Origin of the sequence: Methanocrinis sp. (assembly GCF_049974945.1) — an archaeon.
Taxonomy (GTDB): domain Archaea; phylum Halobacteriota; class Methanosarcinia; order Methanotrichales; family Methanotrichaceae; genus Methanocrinis.
Window position 1 is genome coordinate 1 of the sequence record NZ_JBNGCU010000004.1, and the last position, 20,438, is coordinate 20,438.

The window sequence follows — 20,438 nt, forward strand, 5'->3', positions numbered from 1 at the left end:
GCCTGCTCCAGAATCAGCGCTCTGCTTCTGCCATTCTGTTATTCTGCCATTCTGTCATTCTGTTATTCTGTCATTCTGTTATTCTGTCATTCTGTCATTCTGTCATTCTGTTATTCTGCCATTTTAGCCAAGATGAATAACTAAAAATGTGAATTATTTTCAACAAAAATTTCGATTAATATGAATTTCAACCAAAAAGGTTATAAACAATTTAGTATGACCCATGGCGACTTGCGTAGCACAAATTCGCCGGTCGCAAGGTATTGGAGAGAGGTGATAATTTGAAGATGGATCGATTTGTATTTGCTGTTCTGATCATGATGGCCCTTCTGCCGGGGATGGCCTTGGGGGATGGGGCGGAGATGTACCAGCTGGGCGCGGACGCCGCAGACTACGCCATGGCCGAGCTGGGTTTTGAGAAGGGCGACGTGAACGTTCTGGCCCTCACCAACGCCGGATATCCGGTGATCGACGGACAGACCACGGATATGTGCCTGGACGCAGTGATGGAGATCACTGGCTGCACCCCGGGCAAAGAGAACCTGATCAACATCCTCAGCGCTCCCTGGAAGCCGCTCTGGTTTGGATTCTTCAACGCCGACACCGGCGAGGCGGTCTACATGAAGGCGAGCGCTGACGCATCCGGCTTCGAAGTTCAGGAGAAGGACAAGATCGACGCCGAGACCGTCCTGGCCGACGTCGAGGCCTGGGATCCGGGGGTCTTCGGCCACATGCTGCCCATCGCCAACGTCTGGGCAGACGAGAAGACCCCCTACGTCTTCATGAAGGCGGTCCAGCTCCACGACCACATCTGCCCCGGGGTCTCCAGTGGCTTCCTGCTCGCGAAGTACATGGAGAAGACGCTTCCCATCGAGGACCCTGCCAACCAGAGCTACAAGGTGATAGCCTGCCCCAACTGGTGCAAGGATGACTACTTCCAGGTGGCCTGGGACTGCACCCCCGGAAAGAAGGGGATGTACGTCAAGTACCTCACCGCCGACGAGACGAATGCCCTGACCGAGAAGTTCGGTACCCGGGTCGCCGGGATCTTCATCCGCTGGGACGCGTCCACGAGCTCGGGCGACGGCCTGGTGCTGGGATTCGACTTCGACAAGGCCGGGAACATGAGCAACATCGACACCTGGCCCAGATGGGCCTACAGGCTGAAGGAGGACCTGGTGCTGGTGGACGCCGCCGACTCACCTGAGGATTTCGTCTCCACCATCAAGGAGTTCCATCTGGATAACAACGACGAGCTTGTCGCCCTCCAGGGAGCGGGCGTCAACCCCCTCAAGGTGCTGGGCGTAGAGTCCGGCTGAAACTTCATCCGGGGATGGTAGATCTACCGTCCCCCCCTTCTTCTTTCTCTTTTTCTCCGTCTTCGCCGTTCTTCGCCGTTCTTCTCCTTATCTCGATCGGGATCTGCACCGGCGGCGACCAGCTGGCCGAACCAAGCCGCCCCCAAACCGCACCGCACCGCACCGCACCTCTCCCCGGAGCTTTTTTAGTCTGCCCCTTTTCGCCGGACCTCAAAGAACCGGCTTTTGGCGAGGCTGTAGCGGTGCCCCTGATGGGCGACGCCGTTCAGCTCCTTCTCAGTCGATCCCTCGAAGATCATCCCCAGCTTTTCGGCGACCTTCACCGAGGCGGCGTTCTCGGCGGCCATGGAGGCGAAGAGCCTCTCGACCCCGAGTTTCGTGAAAGCGCGCTCGGCGAGAGCCGTCGCCGCCTCTGAGGCGAAGCCGCGGCCCTGAAATTCGGGGAGGATCACGTAGAAGATCTGGATCTCCTCGGGCTCCAGGTCGTCGGGGGCCATGCCGCAGGAGCCGACGAACCTGCCGCCCTCCATTTCGACGATGGCCATGGCGAAGATCGCCTCCTCCGAGTCGTAGGAGGCGATCACCGCATCCAGGAGGGTGCGGACGGCCGCCTCGGTCTTCTGCTCGGCTGTCATGTCCAGGAGACTCGTCGCCTCCTCGTCGCTGAAGAAGGAGCACATCGGCTCGAAATCCTCGGGGACGTGGCGCCTGATGACGAGCCGTTCGGTCTTGATGGAGGGAGGGACTATCATGGCCGACAATAGGTGCCGATCGATAAAACGGGCGAAAAGAAAAGTCGGGAGTGAGTCTGGAATTGGTTGATATATCCAAAGAGTGGGAGACCTATTCTGATTTGTGGGATACCCCTTTTGATATATCTGCAATCAAAAGCGCTATTGTGTAGCGTCTCTAAAAACTCCACGCGAAATATCAACCAAATCAAAGAGCACCACCGAAAAGTCTGCCAGGATGAAAAGCGGATGCATTCGGCCGCCCCTCCGCCTCAGTGCTTCGGTCAGGATAGGCAGCTCAGGATCATGAGAAGCTCGTCCTCGGAGATCGGCTTCAGGAGATATGTGACCGCCCCCAGGTCGTAGCTCTTCTGGATGTGCTCGGATACGAGAGAGCCTGTCAGCATCACCACCGGTATGCGGCGGAGTTCGGGTTCGGATTTCAGCCTCTCCAAAAGCTCCATCCCGCTCAGACGGGGAAGCTTGATGTCCAGCAGAATAAGATCAGGAAGGCCAGAGCCCTCCTCGCGGAGGCGCTCAAGGCAGCTGAGGGCCTCCTCGGCGTCGGCGGCGATGAAGATATCCCTATCGGGACAGATCCTCCGGAGCATCCTCTGCGTCAGCTCGGCGTCGTCGGGATTGTCCTCCACGAGCAAAATTTTTAATCTCTGATATGCTTTATTCACGTTCACCTCCGAGCTTTTTGGTCCCTGAATCGCCGCAGACATCGCCGCCAATCTCCAGATAGCCCCAGGATGTCGCCCCTAAAAATACTTTTCTCGTTGAGTATGACGGTGCGGCCATAATGATGATAAGATAATACCAAAAATACTTAAAATCATACAAAATTCAACGAAACTCAATAAGTTGGAGGCCAGCTTCAGAGCTCTATCTTCTCCTGCGCGCTGCCCCGAGAGAGGAGAGCCACCCTGCTTAGGGGGACGTGATCTGCGAATCTATATCCCAAGATCTCGGATAAGTCCCTCGCGAATTCCACCACCTCGTCGTGGGTCGGCATCGAATCCCTCTCCAACCGGTTTCGGGAGCTTCCCAGGTGCATGTAGGCCTTCACCTCGACGAAGTCCGGCTCTGCGATCTCGATCAGCCTCGCGTAGCCCTGGGGATCTTTCAGGTTCAGGTTTCGAGCCAGGGTGAGCCTGGCCACCGTCCGGGAGGGCGAGTCCCTCATCATCTCCAGGCTCTCCAGAAACCGGCCCCATAGGTCTGCGACGGGGTTTGAGACCTTCAGGTAGGTCTGCTCATCGGGAGCGTTGAGGCTGATGTAGAGCTGGGTGGGCCGGACCTCGCCTAAGACCTCGGGCATGGTCCCGTTCGTCACCAGAAAGGCGGTCATCCCCCGACCTTTGATCTCCTCGACGAGTTCCTTTATCATGGGATAGAGGGTCGGCTCCCCCATCAGCGATACTGCGACGTGGGCGGGGCTCTTGGCCTCTTCGAGCCTGGCGAGATCGGTCGTCTCCGGCGCGCCGCCGTAGCCGGAGATCAGCCTCTGCTGCTCGAAGAGAACGCCGTCCAAAAGCTCTGCAGGCTCGATCCAGTCCCCCGAGGAGGCGGGCATCTCGTCGATGGGCCTCCAGCAGTGGAGACAGCGGTGGTTGCAGAGGAGGGTCGGCGTCATCTGGACGCACCGATGGCTTGCGATGCCGTAAAAGTGGTTCTTGTAGCACTGGTCGCCTCCGCGGATGCTCCGTCGCAGCCACAGGCAGGGCTTAACCGCGCCGTGGGCCACCAGGTGGTATCCTTGCCTTTTTAGCCTCTCTTTTATCGGGGGGGGGAAGCGCTCCATCATAACGCAGGACCAGAGAGAGGCGAGCCGTTATATAGTTATTCGAGAGTGGTGTGAAAAAGCGGAGCGAAAAAGCTTTTAATAATCCTGAAGACGGTCGTAACAGTCGAGAGGGAGACGACATGATCAGAAGAGAGATCAAACTCATATCGGGGCTCGCCCTCCTGGTCATCCTGATGGCTGTTGGGATGGCCCAGGGAGCGGACCTGAGAGTATGCGATTGCAGAGCCTGCGGCTGTCAGTACCTCAGCATCCAGGAGGCGATCGAGAGGGCCAGCCCCGGCGACACCGTCCTGGTGAGGAGCGGATACTTTCATGGCAACGTAAACGTATCAAAACCGATCATCCTCAGGGGCGAGAAGTGGCACGGCGGCGACATTCCCCTGATCGACGCCGACGGGAACGGCAGCTGCATAACGGTTAGTGCCGATGGGGCGACGGTCAAGAATATGAGGGTCACCAACTCCGGCAACGAGTCCGGCAACGCCGGGATCAGGGTGGTCTCAAACGGCAGCACCATCAGTGACAACATTGCAAGCGAGAACGGCGGGTCGGGCATAATCCTGGAGGGGGCCACAAACTGCACCGTTTACGCCAACGTGGCGACGAACAACTCTTTTGGGATCGCTCTCCTGGGATCCGAGGAGAACCTTCTCTTCAATAACAGGCTCTTCAACAACACTGAGGACGCCTTCGACGACGGCCAGAACCGCTGGGACGACGGCCTCGTGGGCAACTACTACGGCACCTTCAACTGCACCGACGAGAATAACGATACGATCTGCGACTCGGCCTACAACATCTCGGGCGGCGCGAGCGTCGACGCTCTTGCCCAGGTTGGCTGAGCGAACCCACTGCTTCATATTTTTAGATCCCGATCAAAATGTGTTGCAGCGCCCTTAAGGGAGCACCTTTAAATAGTCGTATGCTTCTAGTCAGAATAACGAGGAATTGAAATGGTTACTGGCACAGTGAAGTTCTTCAACAGAACGAAGCATTTCGGCTTTATAGCCGGGGACGACGGAACCGACTACTTTGTTCACTCAAGCGGTCTGAAGCCGGGCGTCTCCATAGATGAGGGAGATAAGGTCAGTTTTGAAGTCGAGACTGGCGACAGGGGCCCCAAAGCAGAAAAGGTGGAGAAGCAGTAAAGTCCTAATTCTCAAAAATTGCAAATTCTTAGCAGATGCGACCGGACTCGTTCCGGCCCATTTTTTACTTTCAATTTTACTCTGGAGATCTTCTCTCTTTCAGCCTTTAGGTCTACTCGTGCTTATCGCCGAAGGCGCCTCTTCATCCAGTGGGCCATCTGGCCTACGAAGACTGCGGGCGAGGTCTTACGGCCAGAGATCTCAACCCGGCCTGCCCGGATCGCCTCCAGGACGTCGGAGACGCTTTCGCCCTGGACCTCGACTACGGTGACACCGAGGCCCACGGTCTTGGCCATATGGGCGTCGCTGCCTGCCACCATGGGAAGGCCGAGCATCACGGCCTTCCTTCTGGCCCACGAGTTCGCGATCCCGAAGATGTACTTGGAGTTGTAGACCTCGACGGCGTCGCATTCCGGTATCCTGTACATGGCGTGCCTGAAGAGGTGATAAGGGTGGGATACGATGGCGATCCCGCCCCTCTGGTGGATGAAATCGATCGTCTCCTCGGGGCTTTGCCCACGAGGCGGAAGCTCCCTCATCCCCAGGGCCAGGAGGTGGCCGTCGGAGGTGGAGACCTCAACTCCCGGGATCACCAGAAGGTCTAGCTCTTTATCTCGAACGATCTCCTCGGCCAGAAAGGAGCCCTCCAGGGTGTCGTGGTCGGTGATGGCGATCCCGTCCAACCCCCTCTCGACGGCCGCCTCCAGGATCGCCCCCACTCCATCTCTCCCGTCAGAGCAGCTCGAATGGACGTGAAGGTCGAATCTGAGGAGGCGGGTTTTTTCTCCGTTCCGCAATCTGCCCTTCTCCTGGCCTTTCTCCGTCTTCTGACCTTGACCATCCCCTCTGCTCTTCTGTCCCAAGCCCTCAGACCTCCCTGGGGTCTCTGATCTTCCCCTCGATGGCCGTCGCCGCGGCCGTGGCCGGGGAGGCGAGGTAGACGAGGCCGCCCTTGCCCATCCTGCCCGGAAAGTTCCTGTTGGCGGTGGAGAGGCAGACCTCCCCCTCGGCGAGGACGCCCATGTGGGCTCCCAGGCAGGGGCCGCATCCCGGCGTTCCGATCATGGCCCCGGCTTTGGCCAGGGTCTCGATGACGCCGGTGGAGATGGCCTGGAGTAGGACCTCCCTCGATGCCGGGATGACCAGGGTCCTCATCTTGACCTCTCTTCCTTTCAGGATCCGGGCGGCGACCTCCAGGTCCTCATAACGGCCGTTGGTGCAGGTCCCGATGAAGACCTGGTCGACCTCGGTACCTGCGAACTCCGAGACGGGCCGGACGTTATCGACCCTGAAGGGTGCCGCCACCATCGGCTCCAGCTCGGAGACGTCAAACTCCATCTCCGAGTCATAAGAGTCGGGATCGGAGAGGACCGGCTGGCCGGGCTTTCGCGCCCTGCCCCTCAGGAAATTCTCGGTGACCTCGTCCGGTGGGACGATGGCGGCCTTGGCCCCCATCTCGACCCCCATGTTGCAGAGGGTCATCCTCCCGGAGATGGAGAGGGCCTCGATCGTCTCGCCGACGTACTCGAGGGCCTTGTAGGTGGCGCCGTCGGCCCCTATGGCCCCAACCAGCATCAAGGTGAGGTCTTTGGCCAGGACCCCCTCCCCGAGCTTTCCGGATACTCTGACCCCCACCGTCTCGGGGACCTTGAACCAGAGCCTTCCCCGGGAGTAGATCTCGGCCATGTCGGTGGCCCCGACCCCGGTCCCGAAGGCGCCGAAGGCCCCGTAGGTGCAGGAGTGGGAGTCGGCCCCCACTACCAGGGTTCCTGGGAGGGCGAACCCCTCTTCGGGGAATACCTGGTGGCAGATACCGCGACCTCCCTCGTAGAAGTGGACTATCCCCTGATCTCTCACCCAGAGACGGACCTCCCTCTGGAGGTCGGCGGCGGTGCTGTTGTTCGCGGGGACGATGTGATCGAAGGGGACGACGATCCTTTCTGGGTCCCAGACCCGCTTCGATCCCATCTCTCGAAAGGCCTTGATGGCGAGGACGCTCGTCCCGTCGTGGGACATGGCACGGTCCACCTCCGCCTCGACGATCTCTCCGGCCTCGGCCCGGTGGCCCGAGGCACGACTGAATATCTTCTCGCTGATGGTAGCCAATTTAAAACACCCCATAAAAGAGGGGCCGGATGGGAGAGGCCGGCCCGCTTTTATCACTCAGATCGGTTCATTCGAACTTCGGGAGCATGTAGGCTATATCGTCCTGGGGGTGGCGGTAGAGCCTCGACTCTAGCCTCTTCTGGTCCAGGATGTGGCCGATGATCCCTATGCTCCTTCCCAGGGCGAAGAGGCCGTTCAGATAGCCGTACTTGATCACGTCGTCGATATCCCTCTCGTCGAAGACCTCACAGGAGCTCATCAGGTCCAAGAAGAGGATCCCTATGCATCCGTCGACGTTCAGGATCAGGTTTCCCTTCTTGGCGGTGGTGATCTCCTGGACGGAGAGGGCGTAGTCGAGAAGTTCGGTCTTCTTGAAGTTCTCTCTCGCATAGCCGATGAGAAGCTCAACCCTCTTGTCGGGGTTCTTGACGCTCTTGATCCGATGGCCAATTCCGGGGATGTTGATCCCCGCCGCCTTCATCTCCCTCACAAACTCCTCGGGGGCGAGACCCGAGTCGTAGGCTCTCTTGAACTCCCGAGCGGCGTCGTCTATCGCTCCGCCGAACCTCGGCCCGATGGTGAGAAGGCCGCTGGCGAGAGCGGATATGAGGTCCTTTCCGGCGCAGGAGGCGACGATGGCGTTGTGGGCTGCCGAGACCGCGGGGCCGTGGTCGGCCACGATCTGGAGGACGAGCTCTATGAACTCACACGCCCAGGGGGGGATCTCCTTTTTGAACCAGAGAAGGCCGATCACCCCGCCGATACCCATCTGGTCGTCCATCACCCGGCTCAGGGGCTTTCCGGCGTAGAGGACCTCCTCCCCCCGATCGTCGGATATGGTGCAGATGAGGTTCGTCGCCTTTCTGACCATCCCCTCAGAGCTGGCCTTGGCGTAGTCCATGGGTATGGTGGGGATCTCGGGCTCAACGACGTCCTCCACCAACCCCGCCGCCTTCAGCCTCTCGTAGACCCTCCTTATCTCGTCGCCGTAGCTGTCGAAGGAGTCGGGGACGATGGCCCCCGCCTCCTTCAGGGCCCGGTTCTTGGCGTCGGCGGTCTCCAGGTCGGTCTGGGCCTTGGCTCCGGCGTGGCCGAACTGGACGCTTCCGGGGAGGACCTTGGAACAGGTTCCCGTAACCCAGATCACCAGAGGCTTTGTGATCTTCCCTTCCCTGAGGGCCTCGACGATCCGATACTCGTCGGTCCCCCCCACCTCGCCGAGGCAGGCGATGATGGCGACATCGGGGTTCGCCTCGAACCGGAGGATGTGGTCCATGAGGTTGCTTCCCGGATAACGATCGCCGCCGATGGCGATCCCCTCGACGACCCCGCTGGAGTTTCTCGCGATGATGTTGAAGGCCTCGTTCAGCATCCCGCCGGACTTGGATACGAACCCGACGCATCCCGGCCGGTAGAGCTTCGACTCGATGATGTTCTCGATGGTTCCTGCGGTGTTTCCGATCCTGAAGGCTCCGGCGGCGAGCCCTCCGACGGTGGCGGGGCCGATGATCGTCTTGTTCATCCTCCTCGCGGTGGCGGCCAAAACCCTCGCCATCCTCTCGGGGACGCCCTCGGCGATGATCGCCACCGTCTTTATGCTCGGCTGGGCCAGGGCCTCTACGGTGGTATCGAAGGCGGACCTGAAAGAGGCGAAGTTGACGACGACCTCGACCGAGGGGTGGTCCGCCACCGCCTCGGGGATCGAGATGTACATGGGAAGGAGGATCTCCTCGGTCCCCCAGAAGACCTTGTGGACCCCGGCCCGGTTGGGGTTGATGATGGCGGCGACGCTGGGAATAGACCTATTGCAGAGGTAGTCGAAGTCGAGCATCCTCTGGATGGCGTTCGTCTGGTACCCGTAGACGAAGGCCCGGCTGTTCTTGTCAAAAAGCTGGTAGCTCTTCATCATCACACCCCCTCTCCGAGGGCCATGGAAACGATCCTGGTCATGTGGGTCTCAGGTCCGTAGACGTGGATGGTGACCCCCAGCCTCTCGCCGAGCTTTCTCATGATCCGGAGCCCCTCCTCGTAGTTGGGCCCGCCCCGCCGGACGTAGATCTCGACCCCCGTCTCCCGGAGCCGTTCCCGGTAGTCCTCCAGGGCCATCACCACCCCCTTGAAAGTCTTGGCGACGTCGGTGAAGTTCGCGATACCGCCGCCGATGAGAAGGCACTTTGGCCTCCCCGTGGGGTCCTTCTCCCTGGTCATCAGATCCAGGATCGTCTTGGTGTACTCGTAGGTGTCCTCGGTGGACGGGTCGCCGCTGTACTCGCCGTAGTTGGCGAGCTCGCCAGCGAAGCCGAGGTCGCAGATGGTGTCGGCGTAGATGACGCTGGCACCGCCTCCCGCCACCATCGTCCAGACCCTGCCCTTCGGGTTCAGGATGGTGAGCTTCAGGGAGGCGCCCGTCCGGGAGTCGATCTCCTTGATGTGGGCCTCCTCTTCGGTGAGGGCCCTTCCGAAGGGCTCGGGGAACTCGAGGCCCTTCCAGCTCCTCCTCTGCCAGAATGCCTCTGCGTCGTCGAGCCTGGCGACCAGGTCCAGGGGAAGTATCTTGCCGTCGCTGAAGACGAAGGGGTTGATCTCCAGGTAGGCGAAGCCCAGGTCTCGATAGAGCTGGTAGAGGCCTTTGATGAAGTAGGCGATCGGCTTTCGCCTCTCGCCGAGATTCGCCGGAAGCTGGGACTTGAGGTCCAGCTCCTCGATCCTCGTCAGGACGGGGACGGCGATCTCTGTAACCTGGTCCCAGTTGGCCTCGATGTCCACCCCTCCCTCGGGGGAGAAGTAGATGACGTCCCCCTCATAGTCGGACTTTATGGCCACGTAGAGCTCCTCATCCCGATCGTGGGGGACGAAGGGCTCGATGAGGAAGTGGGTCAGGGGCCCGACGACGGCGCCCACCAGGGTCTCTTTGCCCATCTTCTCCTCGATGTACTCGCGGGCCTCGTCCCAGGTGGCGTCGAGAAGGATCAGGCCGTGGGCGCCCCTTTTGCCGAAGAGCTGGTCGGGTTTGACCACCAGCCGTTTCTTCTTGACCCAGGGGTTTTCGACCGCCACCACCTCCAGATCGGTTTCTGGGGTGACAAGGACGATCTGACCGTCGTAATCGAAATCATCAACGTAATCGGGAAGGCGCTCTGCCAGCATCTTCTTGGCGTCGTATTCCCTAATCCCTCTTTGTGCCATCTTCAAAACCTCCTCCCCATGGGGAGGGCCTTTTTTGTTTACAAATCTTTCTACGAAAGGGTCCAAAAATGGACCCTAAACGGTCCATAAACGGTCTCGAAACTCGCCCGGAAAGGCTGAAATAGTGACCCATTTCTAAGAGATTTCATGGTCCCGCAACCCGGCAAGGTCGAGAAGATCAGGCCCGCAGAAGAGGTCTTGGAGAGCTTAAATGCGCTTTATATGGCCTGCCCGGACTGCCCGAAAGAGCCCGCTCTCGATAAGGGGGCGAGCTTCGCGAGGCTCGCCGCGATGGAAGGGGGCCGGAAGCGGTGTTCCGGCTGCGGCAGGGCGCCCCTGGACCTGGTGATGACCGAGGCTATGGGGGTCCTGGTGGACCACAATCTCCGAAGCAAAACCGACCCCCTCCGGTCGATCGGCTGGCCCCTGGTAGAGGTGGGCAGCCCCCTGGCCTACCCGCCGAGACTCGGGAAAGGAGAGCTGATCATCGTCGGCGAGGGCCTGACGAAGGAGGCCGCCGCTGAGATCGTCGCCAAGGTCCCTGAAATAAAGGGCGTAATCCGGGGCGGGGGCGTCCCCGGCGTCGCAGACCTCCGGGCTGCGCCCACCCGCTGGGAGCTTCTGGCGGGCTCGGACCTGCGCTGCGACGTCGTATCCTCATTAATCGGCGAGCTTGTGATCTACAAGCATCAGTCAAAAATACACGTCGAGTTTCCCAGACAGAGCGCACCCAAGATGAAGATCCTGGAGGAGCTGTACTTCCGGGGCAAGCTCACCAGTGTCGCCGATGTCCTCGCAGGACCCGGAACCCTGGGCCTTGTGGCCGCCCTCGCTGGCGCGGAGCGGGTCGTCACGAACGACGCCTGGCTCCCGGCGGTGGAGGACGCCATCCTCAACCTGGAGGCGAACCGCTCAATCCTGGGGATCGAGAAGATCGAGCGGCCCGAAACCCCGCCGGGCGAGGTCGGCGGAGAGCCGAACCTCGTGGCGCAGGCCGAGGGCGAAAATATCAAGATCGAGGTCTACTTCGGCGATGCCGAACGGCTATTCTCGCGGGCCGAGCCGACGGATTTATGCTTAATCGATCCCTTCCCTGGGATGAAGTTCGACCGGATCGCCGAGGCGTGCAGGGTCTGCGGCGAGATCGTGATCGTGTAGGAGTCGATCGCCGGAGCGATTCCAGGTTCTTTCGCACCTTTACGGTGGTGGAGTGGTCCTCGCCCAGAAAATGCTGGAGTATCTCCAGTGCCCTTTCCCAATTCTCTCTGGCATCCTCTAAGTCGTTCACATCCGGCCAAGAGGTATCGGTGCAGCTCAGTCCAACTCTGACCCCAGGAACTTACAGGAGCATCAACCTGCCCTCCGGAATTGCCAAGGGGATCAACCTGACCCCTGGAATCGATAAGGGGATTACCCAGACCCCTGGAATTGCCAAGGGGATTAACAAAACGCTCTTCATGTGCAATATTGTTTAGATTCTGAGATCTGGGCGGTAAGGGTGGTGGGCGAGAGGATCGAGATACAGGTTCGACTCCCGATCCAGCTCTACACGGTCGATCCGGTCGATCTGAGATTCGACCATCGGCTCGATCAGAGGTGAGCTGGATCGGTGCTCAGCCTCACATCCACCGGATCTTCTGTCGAGCCTGGCCCTCGAAGTCGGAGCCTTCTTCCTTCTTATTTCTTACTTCTTAATATAACCAACCACAAATATTAATACCACCGCTCCGACCGTGGCCGCGATCAGCGATCCGATGAAACCGTGGGCAGAAAGGCCCACCAGCCCGAAGAGAAACCCCCCGACTAAGGCGCCTATTACTCCCAGCACCATGTTCCCGATAAGCCCGAATCCCTTCCCTCTCGTAATCTGGCCTGCCAGCCAGCCTGCAATAATCCCTATGATCAGAAACCAAAGCCAACCAAACATCCAACATCACCTCTTTTTATGAGGAGAATACACCTTAGGCTTAAAAACTTTTGGTGGCTCGGCATTCCCGGGGTAGCGAGGCCCAATCAACAGGCGGAATACGTCGTCGAGGGCACAATAAGATCGAATATCTAAAATAAAATTGAAAAATATACTCTCGGCGGCGAAAGACCGCCCCGCTGGCCGCACCCGCAGGGCGGCGAGATCACTGGGCGGCGTCCTCGACGATGGCGATCTCCTACTCCGTTAATCCGTAAAGCTCGTAGACGAGATTGTCGATCTGCCGATCGAAGCCATCGATCTGCCACCGGAGGAGGGTCTTCTTGGAGCCGGTCGCCGCTCCGACATTCTGCCCGCCCGAAGAGGAATAATTTTATTAGAATAAATTTACAAATAGAAGATCGAGGCCGACGAAGACGAGATCCCCAGCTCTTCAGAAACCCGGCCAATATATATACTATATATTCAAAAGTCGAATAATCACAGCAGGTAGATCTATTTATATTATTGTGATTAATTTTATACCCCATATCCCTAATGGTTATGTTCGTCGGTGCGAGAATCGCGATCAACAACATCAAACTTGGAAAAGGGATGGATATATGAGGGATGTAGGGACGATTATAAAGATCTGGGTCGCAGTCATGATGATCTGGGCTGGGCTCATGGTTATGCTGGTGTCCGGCCCATCTTTGGCCGCCAATAACCCCGAGGGATACTTCGTCGAGAATGAGCATTACTTCGAACAGGACGTCTCTGGTGAGGGGTTCGCCATGGTATACCAGAAGGTTAACACAGAGACTCTCCAGCTCCAAAACTACATGCACGGAAGCGGGAGCATGGACTCGGCGACCCTGATAAACTCCAGCCAGGAGGAGAAGAAGTACTACAAGTTCGACAAAAACACCGGCCGGTACGAATCGAAAGAGACCAAGGTCCACCAGGGCGAGATATCCTTTGTAGAGCAGAATGAGATGAACTACGCCCCCCAGAGCTTCGCCTACGGGACAGGGTACTACGCCGAAAACCCGATCGTCTACAACTCCAAGCTGAAGGAGAAGACCCAGAGTAAGAGCTACCAGGAGGGGGTCTCGATGCACCACCAGATCGAGTACGCCCAGGGCTTCGAGAAGGATATCAGGGTGAACCTGGAGTGTATCGAGAGCAACGAGGAGGGCGTGGCGGGCCACGGTCTCGCTGAGATGGGGATCGAGGAGACGGTGACCGAGGGTACGGTCCACCTTGGGGAGCTCCTCACAGATCCCGACGGCAGCCGCGGATGGAAAGATCCCCTGATCGAGATCGACGAGAACTACGTCGGATCCTTCACCATCAAAAAGAACATGAAGCTCTGCGCCGAGAAGAGCAAACCCAAAGGCCCCAAGGACTGGCTCTCCTGCTGCGTCGGCGGCTACAGCGAGATGGAAGACGACGACAAGATCTGGGGCGAGAAGGAGATCTTCGACTGCACCTGCCGGGATGTCGCCTGGGGTGACTCCTGGAGCGATAAGTCTCGGGAGCAGCCTCTGTAATCAGGCAGATTCGCCAGAAATCAAGATGAAAAATTGAGTCGCGCTGGCTTTTCGATCGCCAGCGCCGCTCCCTCTAATTTTGAGCTTTTATGCTTTCAGCGGACGGGGACGAACCCGGACTTCTCGACTATATCCTGCCCCTCATCGCTCAGGACGAAGTCGATGAACTTCTCGGCGGCTGGGCTCGGCTCGCCGAAGGTGTAGAGGTTGAGGGCCCTAGATAGGGGATAGGAGCCGTCCTTTATCGTCTCTGCTGAGGGCATGACCCCCTCGTAGGCCACGGCCCGGAGGGCTCCGCCCTCGACGTAGTTCATCCCCACGTATCCTATCGCCTTATCGCTGTTCGTCACCGCGGTCTTCACCTCGGCGTTGCTGCCATGGTAGGTGGTGACCCCGGGGGTCTCGGCCTCAACGCTCCCCATCACCATCCCATTGAAGGTATCTCGAGTGCCCGAGCCGACCTCCCTTGCCACCACGTAGATCCTCTCGTCGGGACCGCCCACCTCTTTCCAGTTATTGATCTCGCCGCTGTAGATGGCGGCCACCTGCTGCTGGGAGAGGCCCGTGACCCCGGCCTCATAGATCGGCTGGCTCACCACGACCGCTATGGCGTCATAGGCCACCAGAAACTCCTGGAAGCGGTCGCCGTAGGTGGCGATCTCGTCCGGCTTTACCTCTCGCGAGGCCATGGCGATATCTGCGAGCCCCTCGGCCGCGTTCTTGATCCCGACGCCCGACCCACCGCCGGTGACGGAGACTTGGACTTCATTCTGAATTTTGTTGAACTCCTCGGCAGAGGCCTCCACCAGGGGCATCACCGTGGTGGACCCGGCGACGGAGACGGCGGCCGCCTCCCCGGCAGAAGCCGCATCTTTCTCCTCGTCTATGCATCCCGAAAATCCCAGGATCGATACGATCGCCAGAAGGGCGACCAAAAAGGATACTAAAGGTCTATTCATCAGAAACCACCCCTTACAGGTATCTGGTATAAAATTTATCACAATAGGATAAATAGGTGGCCTTACCGAGAAATACTGATAATGGGGATACGTATTCTATATATCTCATATCTCCTTCTGCCTGACCCTCTCCAGCACCTCTTTGGGATCGTACCTTATGCGGACGACCCTGGACCTGCCCCTGTGGCCCGGACCGCTGAAGTCGGTATCGATCAGCCTTGCGGCATCCAGCTTGTTGAGTATCTCGTGAAATCGGGTGTATCCCGATCCGGTGGCGTCTTTGAACTTCTCGTATAGATCTCCCGCCCTGGCGGTCTCCATCTCCGCCGCGAGTCCCAGGAGGAGGAGCTCGTCCTCCCGGAGGGGCTTCAGGGCGCTCGAGAGGTGGACGAGCCTCGATCTCTCGCGGGCCCTTTCGACGTCCTCATGAGATATCGTCTTCGACGCCCTCCTCTCCGCCACCATCCCGGCCCTCTTGAGAAGGTCGATCCCGACCCGGAGGTCTCCGGCCCTCTCGGTGATCTCTGAGACCAGATCGATGATCTCCTCCGAGACGACGCCGGGATAAAAGCCCCTCTGTACCCGGCGTTCCAGGATATCTCTGATCTCCTCCGTCGAGTAGAGGGGGAAGCTGATCTCCTCGGGCTGGAAGACCGACCCCACCCTCGGATCGAAGATGTAGCTGAGGGCCGGCTCGCTGAGGATGGCGATCACCCCGGCCCGAAACCCCGGGAAGGTCTCGTGGGCCCGAAGGAGGGTGTAAAGGACCCGGTCCACCTCTTTTTCAGGGAATAGGTAGTTCACGTCATCGAGGGCCACCACCAAGATCCGGTCATCCTTAGCCATCGCCCTCGCGATCCGCTCCAGGACCCTTTTGAAGGAGACCCCGCTTGTGGGCGGCGAGTGGCCCAGGAGCTTGCTGTAGATCCGCAGGAATATGGCGTGTCTGGTGTGGTCCATCTGGCAGTTGACGTGAACCGGGACCACCTTCGAAGAGTGGGCCTCGATCTCGCTGAAGAGCTTGACGACCGCGGTCGTCTTCCCCGTGCCCGGTGGGCCGAGACAGAGGGCGTTCACGGGACGAGCCCCGGTGAAGGCGGGGCGGACGCAGAACTTGAGGGACTCCATCTGAGAATCGCGGTGAGCGAAGTGCTCGGGCAGGTGGTCGAACTCCAGGACCTCCCGGTCCTTGAAGATGGTCTCGTCCCAGAGGAGGATCTCTCGTTTCACCTCTCAAGCCTCCGAAGGTATGGATCTCTACAGACAAAATAGTAGTTGGCTCGGCTAGAAATAAATAAGGTTGCCTGGCCCGAACTCGCTGGTAAGTTCGGGCCCTCGGGCGGCGTCTACTCCGCCAAAAGCCGATCGATCTCCCTCTTCAGGATGGAGCTGATGAGGGCGCCGTCTGCCTTTCCTCGAAGCTCTTTCATCGCAAGGCCCATCAGGGGCCCCAGGGCCGCCTCGCCCCTCTCCCTGACGAAGGCCTCCTTTTCGGCGACGATCCCGACCACCACCTCTTCGACCCCCCCCCGGTCGACGCCCCCAAGGCCCGCAGCCTCTGCGGCCTGGGCGGCAGAGAGCTGGGGGTTCTTTGCCATCGTCTCCAGAAGCTGAGGAACCCCCTCCTTGGCCACGCCGCCCCCGGCGATGAGGGATAGGGCGTCAAGATAGCGATCTTCCGTCAGATTCGAGATCGGAATCCCCTCCCGGGCCAGCTCCCTCGGTATCATCTCCAGGGTTCTCACCACCAGGGCTGGGGGAAGGGAGAGCTTTCCGACGGCCTCCTCGAAGAGCTGGTAGTTCGGCGACGAAGCCATCAGGTTCGCAAACTCGTGGCCGAGCCCGTACTCCTCCTCGAACCGCGCCGCCCTCTCGTCGAAGAGCTCGGGGAGGCTGAGGGACGAGACGTATTCGGGGGTCACCACCACGGGGGGAACGTCCGTCTCCGGGTACATCCGTGCGGACCCCGGAAGGGGCCTCATGTACTCGCTCGTCCCCTGGGGAAGGGCCCGTCTAGTCTCCTCGGGAACCCCGACCAGGGCCTCCCTCGCCCTCTCTAGGACCGCCTTCATGGCGGCCTCTGCCCGGCCCCGGTCCGCCGCCACCATCACCACAGCGTCGCCCTCGCGGGCCTCAAGCTCGGACCGAACGGCTTCGACCTCTTTTTGGGTGATGCCGTAGGCTGGAAGCTCGTCAGAATGAAAGATCCCGCCGACCCCCGCCCTCTTGGCCCGGTCCGAGATCTCTGAGCCGAGCCGCCGTCCCGGCTGGATCTCCTTTCCCAAAAGGCCAGCAAAGCCGGCGAGCCTCACCGCCAATACCACGCCACCCTTGCCGAGGGCGGATTTGATCACCTTCGACTCGCTGGGTGCGAAGATCCCGGTGAGGTCAGCCACCCGGCCCTGAACCTCTGCTCCTCGCCTCAGAAGCTCATCTCTGATCTTCAGCAGGAGGAGCTGCCTGTTCGCCTCGACTGCCACGATAGTCTCGATCATGTTCAGATCCTGGACCCCCTTTATCTCGACCCTCGCCCCGTCCCTGATGGAGACGTTGACGTCCTGGCGGATCGTCCCCAGGCCCCTCTTGACCCTCCCCGTCGAGCGGAGGATCATCCCCAGCCTCTGGGCCACCTCCCGGGCGTGCTGGGGAGAGACGATATCGGGGGAGGTGCAGATCTCGACGAGGGGTATCCCCAGCCGGTCGAGGGAGTAGACGACCTCGTCGCCCCGATCTTCGATGATCCTCGCCGCCTCCTCCTCAAGGCAGATCGTCTCCATCCCGACATCGCCGCAGGAGGTATCGATCGAGCCGTGGGAGGCGAGGTAGGCGGTCCTCTGAAAGCCGGAGGTGTTGGAGCCGTCGATCACGATCTTCCTCATGGTATGAACTTCGTCTGCGATCTGCATCGAAAGAAGCCGCGAGACGATGAGACCTATCTCCAGAGCCTCGCGGTTCAGTTCGCTGGGGGGCTCCTCGTCAGCCTCCACCAGGCAGGTGGAGTCGTAAGAGCAGTAGATGAACTTTCGAGTGACCAGAACTTCTTCCAGGGCGGCCCTGTCGATCTCGCCAAGCTCGCTCCTGGCCGGTCGCAGGTACCTGAAGAACCGATGGTCCGACTCCTCCACGTCTCTGATCCTTGTGGGGCAGCCGCAAAACAGCTTGGCGGCGGTATCGAGCTGCTGGTGGATCTCGATACCGCATACCAGACCCAGGGAGGCGTAGTCTAAGCTTTCAGGCATATAGAGACGACCCTACCTCTAGGGTTATATAATTTCAGTCGGTGCCGGGTGCCCGGGGCGGCCTAACCCTCTTGACCGCCTCTCTGATGTCCTCGGCCTTCACCGTCTTCCTCTTGGCGTGGTTCGCCCACTCGACGGCCTCCTCGGCCACCTCCATGCCGTAGCTCTCCAGAATTTCTGCGAGGGCGTCCCGCGCACCTTCACTGACCCTTTTGGCTCCAGCCTCGCGAATAAGTCTGCTGACCGGTGCCACCGGAAGTATCGCCATTAAGTCTCCTCTCCTACCATAATTCGGCTCTTACAGTCAGAAAAAGGATCAAAACCGCTTCTTCTCCGACTAAAGGGCCTAATAGACATTACGTTGTCCATCAGGTCACTATATATAATTTTCGTAAACTCACAGACAATATTATACCGGAAAACTGAAGAAAAATGGAGATATAAGCATATTCGGCCAAAAATCTCATAATGAATCTTTATTTCTCATCTCTGCAGAGAGGGGCCGGGAAGATCAGTTCCTGTCGATCCCCGCTCGGGCCCGTTTTTTTTTATCGCTGCCAGGACCTCGCGAGCTTGGGCAAAGGCAGGACGAGAAAGGTCAGCAAGACGAGAAAGGTTATTTAGGTCGCTGGCCCCAAACCAGGTGAGCAAGAGATCGAAATTGGGGTGGCGGAAGATGGATTATCTGATCAGAAAGGCCATCGTCTACGATGGGCCCGAGGACACCTACGGGCCATGTGGATGTGGCATGGACGTGGCTATACTCCCGGTCCTTTTGCCGAAGATCTGGTTTGAGGACGAGTTTCCGATGGCGGCCGACGAACATGAGTTCTGCCGGGGCCTTGACTGCCGAAGGGTGATGGGGCTCAGCTGCAACCGCATCTTCGAGCACGAGATGGAGGGAATACCCTACCTCGCAAACTTCTCCTGTTGCAGGGAGTGTGCCCAGAGGGCCGTCGATGAGGGCTACGCCGTCTGGGCGGAGTGGGAGTATCCGGCACTGTTGAGATGAATCGCCCTTGCAAAGAGTGGGAGTAAGAGAAGGAGGAGCTATGAAGTACGTAGTTTATACCACCGCCGACTGTCCGCGGTGCGAGCAGGTCAAAAAGGTACTGAAGGGCTGGGGCGTCGAGTTCGATACCGTGGATATGGCCAGCGCCGAGGCCCTGACGGAGCTTCGGGTAAACGGCATATTCACCCTCAGCGCCCCCGTCCTCATGGCAGGGGACGACTTTTACACCGTGGAGGAGCTCTTCGAGGGCGACGTGATCAGAGATCTCGAGGCGATGGGGCTTCGCACTTAAGCCGCTTCGGTGGCGAAACCGCCGCTTCAGAGCTATCGTCGGAGGACGCAACCTATATCCGCTTTTGGGCTCAGAACTCCATGCCACGGACCCTTTTTATGTCGAAGATCGCGGTCTTGGCGACGTGCATCACCGCGAAGGTCCCGGCCTGGATGGGGTCGGTCACCACCAGGTCTGCGTATCGGGGAACCGATCCCGCCATCTTGAGGGCGATCACCGGGATCCCCTCCTCCTGGATCCTCTGGACCTCCTCGGATATCCTGCCGCCCATCAGGGCTCCCGCCAGGACCAGAACCGAGGCCCGATGGAGCCGGCTCACGGCGTTGACGGCGTCGGCTATTGCTGCCTCCCCCACCAAGGGGATGGTGTCGATGCTGATCCTCTCCCCTCTGAGGTTGTGTCGGTCGGCCTCGTTGACGGCCCCCACCGCCGCCTGGGCCACCTGGGCTCCCCCTCCGATGATGATCACCCTGGACCCGTAGATCTTCTCGAAGGACAGGTGAACCGATACCTCCAGGACCGCGGGGAGGCCCTCCAGGTTCTCCACCATTCCCGGGGCCAGCGAGTCGATCTCCATGTAGACGGTGGCCTTGCCCGTATTCACGCCCCTCTCCAGGACGAACTGCTGGGTATATTCGATGTTGCCCCCAAGGCTTGCGACGACCCCGGCTATGTCCCGCAAGACTCCCGGCCTGTTCTCACAGATTACGTTAATTGCAGTGCTCATGATCACCTCAGAGCCATGAAGATCTCCTCAACATCAAGTACCTTTACTCAACTGGTAAACTTTAATATGACGAGTGAGTACTCGTCATCTGATGGAGTTTTGTCCCGATTGTAAAAGCATAATGGTGCCTTCGGAGGGCGTGCTGGTCTGCAGAAGGTGTGGCAAGAGGATTGAGATGAAGAAGAGCGACACCATCGTCAGCAAGACCGAGCAGAAAGAGCGTACCATGACGGTGATAGAGGACTCCGAGTCGGCAGGCCTTCCCACCACCAAGTACAAGTGTCCTGAGTGCGGAAACGATACCGCCTACTGGTGGCTGCGGCAGCTGCGGTCCGCCGACGAGAGCGAGGTCCGCTTCTTCAGATGCACAAAGTGCAATTTCACCTGGAGAGAGTACGACTGATGGGATAATCTATATTTAAGATAAAATTGATCTCTCCGATGGAGGGG

21 protein-coding genes are annotated in these 20,438 nt (G+C 59.2%); 8 read left to right on the top strand and 13 right to left on the bottom strand.

The features are described 5' to 3' along the window. Window positions 1-287: 287 nt before the first annotated feature. On the top strand, window positions 288-1,319 hold the full coding sequence (locus ACP5EL_RS00865) for an FmdE family protein (RefSeq protein WP_428400542.1): 1,032 nt from the start codon (window positions 288-290) through the stop codon (window positions 1,317-1,319). A 185-nt stretch (window positions 1,320-1,504) separates the two neighbouring features. On the opposite strand, the gene ACP5EL_RS00870 is transcribed toward ACP5EL_RS00865, so the two are convergent. From ACP5EL_RS00870 to twy1, 3 genes are all read right to left on the bottom strand, one after another. Then, window positions 1,505-2,071 carry a GNAT family N-acetyltransferase gene (locus tag ACP5EL_RS00870; RefSeq protein ID WP_428400543.1) on the bottom strand — a complete coding sequence of 189 codons (567 nt, stop codon included), beginning with the start codon at window positions 2,069-2,071 and terminating at the stop codon, window positions 1,505-1,507. Window positions 2,072-2,334: 263 nt separating this feature from the next. Continuing rightward, the gene (locus tag ACP5EL_RS00875) at window positions 2,335-2,700 is read right to left on the bottom strand and encodes a response regulator (RefSeq protein ID WP_428400596.1); all 366 of its coding nucleotides are present in this window, start codon (window positions 2,698-2,700) and stop codon (window positions 2,335-2,337) included. 230 nt (window positions 2,701-2,930) lie between these two features. Further along, the gene (gene twy1 / locus ACP5EL_RS00880; protein ID WP_428400544.1) at window positions 2,931-3,860 is read right to left on the bottom strand and encodes a 4-demethylwyosine synthase TYW1; all 930 of its coding nucleotides are present in this window, start codon (window positions 3,858-3,860) and stop codon (window positions 2,931-2,933) included. Window positions 3,861-3,979: 119 nt separating this feature from the next. On the opposite strand from twy1, the gene ACP5EL_RS00885 reads away from it, so the two are divergent. Together ACP5EL_RS00885 and ACP5EL_RS00890 are read left to right on the top strand one after the other, a co-directional pair. Then, on the top strand, window positions 3,980-4,702 hold the full coding sequence (locus ACP5EL_RS00885; RefSeq protein ID WP_428400545.1) for a right-handed parallel beta-helix repeat-containing protein: 723 nt from the start codon (window positions 3,980-3,982) through the stop codon (window positions 4,700-4,702). A 111-nt stretch (window positions 4,703-4,813) separates the two neighbouring features. Further along, the gene (locus tag ACP5EL_RS00890) at window positions 4,814-5,008 is read left to right on the top strand and encodes a cold-shock protein (protein WP_428400546.1); all 195 of its coding nucleotides are present in this window, start codon (window positions 4,814-4,816) and stop codon (window positions 5,006-5,008) included. Window positions 5,009-5,130: 122 nt separating this feature from the next. Here the strand turns inward: ACP5EL_RS00890 and ACP5EL_RS00895 are convergent, their stop codons facing one another. From ACP5EL_RS00895 to ACP5EL_RS00910, 4 genes are all read right to left on the bottom strand, one after another. Further along, entirely contained in the window at window positions 5,131-5,805 is a 675-nt protein-coding gene (locus tag ACP5EL_RS00895) for a CehA/McbA family metallohydrolase (protein WP_428400547.1), read from the bottom strand. A 70-nt stretch (window positions 5,806-5,875) separates the two neighbouring features. Further along, complete coding sequence (locus ACP5EL_RS00900; protein WP_428400548.1) at window positions 5,876-7,114, bottom strand: 3-isopropylmalate dehydratase large subunit; 1,239 nt, start codon at window positions 7,112-7,114, stop codon at window positions 5,876-5,878. A 67-nt stretch (window positions 7,115-7,181) separates the two neighbouring features. Continuing rightward, window positions 7,182-9,026 (bottom strand): citrate/2-methylcitrate synthase, encoded by a 1,845-nt coding sequence (locus ACP5EL_RS00905; RefSeq protein ID WP_428400549.1) that lies wholly within the window; start codon window positions 9,024-9,026, stop codon window positions 7,182-7,184. Further along, window positions 9,023-10,300, bottom strand: coding sequence for an ATP citrate lyase citrate-binding domain-containing protein (locus ACP5EL_RS00910; protein ID WP_428400550.1), 1,278 nt, complete (start codon window positions 10,298-10,300; stop codon window positions 9,023-9,025). The genes ACP5EL_RS00905 and ACP5EL_RS00910 overlap by 4 nt, the downstream gene beginning before the upstream one ends. Window positions 10,301-10,447: 147 nt before the next feature. Between ACP5EL_RS00910 and ACP5EL_RS00915 the strand changes: the two genes are divergently transcribed. Then, the gene (locus ACP5EL_RS00915; protein ID WP_428400551.1) at window positions 10,448-11,458 is read left to right on the top strand and encodes a methyltransferase; all 1,011 of its coding nucleotides are present in this window, start codon (window positions 10,448-10,450) and stop codon (window positions 11,456-11,458) included. 526 nt (window positions 11,459-11,984) lie between these two features. Here ACP5EL_RS00915 and ACP5EL_RS00920 read toward each other — a convergent pair. Further along, complete coding sequence (locus ACP5EL_RS00920; RefSeq protein ID WP_428400552.1) at window positions 11,985-12,227, bottom strand: GlsB/YeaQ/YmgE family stress response membrane protein; 243 nt, start codon at window positions 12,225-12,227, stop codon at window positions 11,985-11,987. Window positions 12,228-12,892: 665 nt separating this feature from the next. On the opposite strand from ACP5EL_RS00920, the gene ACP5EL_RS00925 reads away from it, so the two are divergent. Continuing rightward, window positions 12,893-13,759: a hypothetical protein gene (locus ACP5EL_RS00925; RefSeq protein WP_428400553.1), complete on the top strand. Its 867-nt coding sequence runs from the start codon at window positions 12,893-12,895 to the stop codon at window positions 13,757-13,759. Window positions 13,760-13,854: 95 nt separating this feature from the next. On the opposite strand, the gene ACP5EL_RS00930 is transcribed toward ACP5EL_RS00925, so the two are convergent. From ACP5EL_RS00930 to ACP5EL_RS00945, 4 genes are all read right to left on the bottom strand, one after another. Next, window positions 13,855-14,718: a phosphate ABC transporter substrate-binding protein gene (locus tag ACP5EL_RS00930; RefSeq protein WP_428400555.1), complete on the bottom strand. Its 864-nt coding sequence runs from the start codon at window positions 14,716-14,718 to the stop codon at window positions 13,855-13,857. Window positions 14,719-14,823: 105 nt separating this feature from the next. Continuing rightward, window positions 14,824-15,948, bottom strand: coding sequence for an ORC1-type DNA replication protein (locus ACP5EL_RS00935; RefSeq protein ID WP_428400556.1), 1,125 nt, complete (start codon window positions 15,946-15,948; stop codon window positions 14,824-14,826). Window positions 15,949-16,064: 116 nt separating this feature from the next. Continuing rightward, window positions 16,065-17,957: a Glu-tRNA(Gln) amidotransferase subunit GatE gene (gene gatE / locus ACP5EL_RS00940; protein ID WP_428400557.1), complete on the bottom strand. Its 1,893-nt coding sequence runs from the start codon at window positions 17,955-17,957 to the stop codon at window positions 16,065-16,067. A gap of 34 nt (window positions 17,958-17,991) precedes the next feature. Continuing rightward, the gene (locus ACP5EL_RS00945) at window positions 17,992-18,225 is read right to left on the bottom strand and encodes a histone family protein (RefSeq protein WP_428400558.1); all 234 of its coding nucleotides are present in this window, start codon (window positions 18,223-18,225) and stop codon (window positions 17,992-17,994) included. 375 nt (window positions 18,226-18,600) lie between these two features. Here ACP5EL_RS00945 and ACP5EL_RS00950 point away from each other — a divergent pair, with 375 nt between their 5' ends. Then, complete coding sequence (locus ACP5EL_RS00950) at window positions 18,601-18,969, top strand: hypothetical protein (protein ID WP_428400560.1); 369 nt, start codon at window positions 18,601-18,603, stop codon at window positions 18,967-18,969. A gap of 40 nt (window positions 18,970-19,009) precedes the next feature. Beyond that, window positions 19,010-19,261, top strand: a complete 252-nt coding sequence (locus tag ACP5EL_RS00955; RefSeq protein WP_428400561.1) for a glutaredoxin family protein — start codon at window positions 19,010-19,012, stop codon at window positions 19,259-19,261. Window positions 19,262-19,331: 70 nt separating this feature from the next. On the opposite strand, the gene ACP5EL_RS00960 is transcribed toward ACP5EL_RS00955, so the two are convergent. Next, window positions 19,332-19,988, bottom strand: coding sequence for a DUF5612 domain-containing protein (locus tag ACP5EL_RS00960; protein WP_428400562.1), 657 nt, complete (start codon window positions 19,986-19,988; stop codon window positions 19,332-19,334). A 91-nt stretch (window positions 19,989-20,079) separates the two neighbouring features. Between ACP5EL_RS00960 and ACP5EL_RS00965 the strand changes: the two genes are divergently transcribed. Continuing rightward, window positions 20,080-20,391: a transcription factor S gene (locus tag ACP5EL_RS00965; RefSeq protein ID WP_428400564.1), complete on the top strand. Its 312-nt coding sequence runs from the start codon at window positions 20,080-20,082 to the stop codon at window positions 20,389-20,391. The last annotated feature ends 47 nt before the right edge of the window (window positions 20,392-20,438 follow it).

Coding starts and splice junctions, on each gene's coding strand:
- ACP5EL_RS00865 (WP_428400542.1), top strand. CDS start 288: ATGGATCGATTTGTATTTGCTGTTCTGATCATGATGGCCCTTCTGCCG.
- ACP5EL_RS00870 (WP_428400543.1), bottom strand. CDS start 2,071: ATGATAGTCCCTCCCTCCATCAAGACCGAACGGCTCGTCATCAGGCGC.
- twy1 (WP_428400544.1), bottom strand. CDS start 3,860: ATGATGGAGCGCTTCCCCCCCCCGATAAAAGAGAGGCTAAAAAGGCAA.
- ACP5EL_RS00885 (WP_428400545.1), top strand. CDS start 3,980: ATGATCAGAAGAGAGATCAAACTCATATCGGGGCTCGCCCTCCTGGTC.
- ACP5EL_RS00890 (WP_428400546.1), top strand. CDS start 4,814: ATGGTTACTGGCACAGTGAAGTTCTTCAACAGAACGAAGCATTTCGGC.
- ACP5EL_RS00910 (WP_428400550.1), bottom strand. CDS start 10,300: ATGGCACAAAGAGGGATTAGGGAATACGACGCCAAGAAGATGCTGGCA.
- ACP5EL_RS00915 (WP_428400551.1), top strand. CDS start 10,448: ATGGTCCCGCAACCCGGCAAGGTCGAGAAGATCAGGCCCGCAGAAGAG.
- ACP5EL_RS00920 (WP_428400552.1), bottom strand. CDS start 12,227: ATGTTTGGTTGGCTTTGGTTTCTGATCATAGGGATTATTGCAGGCTGG.
- ACP5EL_RS00925 (WP_428400553.1), top strand. CDS start 12,893: ATGGTTATGCTGGTGTCCGGCCCATCTTTGGCCGCCAATAACCCCGAG.
- ACP5EL_RS00930 (WP_428400555.1), bottom strand. CDS start 14,718: ATGAATAGACCTTTAGTATCCTTTTTGGTCGCCCTTCTGGCGATCGTA.
- gatE (WP_428400557.1), bottom strand. CDS start 17,957: ATGCCTGAAAGCTTAGACTACGCCTCCCTGGGTCTGGTATGCGGTATC.
- ACP5EL_RS00945 (WP_428400558.1), bottom strand. CDS start 18,225: ATGGCGATACTTCCGGTGGCACCGGTCAGCAGACTTATTCGCGAGGCT.
- ACP5EL_RS00955 (WP_428400561.1), top strand. CDS start 19,010: ATGAAGTACGTAGTTTATACCACCGCCGACTGTCCGCGGTGCGAGCAG.
- ACP5EL_RS00960 (WP_428400562.1), bottom strand. CDS start 19,988: ATGAGCACTGCAATTAACGTAATCTGTGAGAACAGGCCGGGAGTCTTG.
- ACP5EL_RS00965 (WP_428400564.1), top strand. CDS start 20,080: ATGGAGTTTTGTCCCGATTGTAAAAGCATAATGGTGCCTTCGGAGGGC.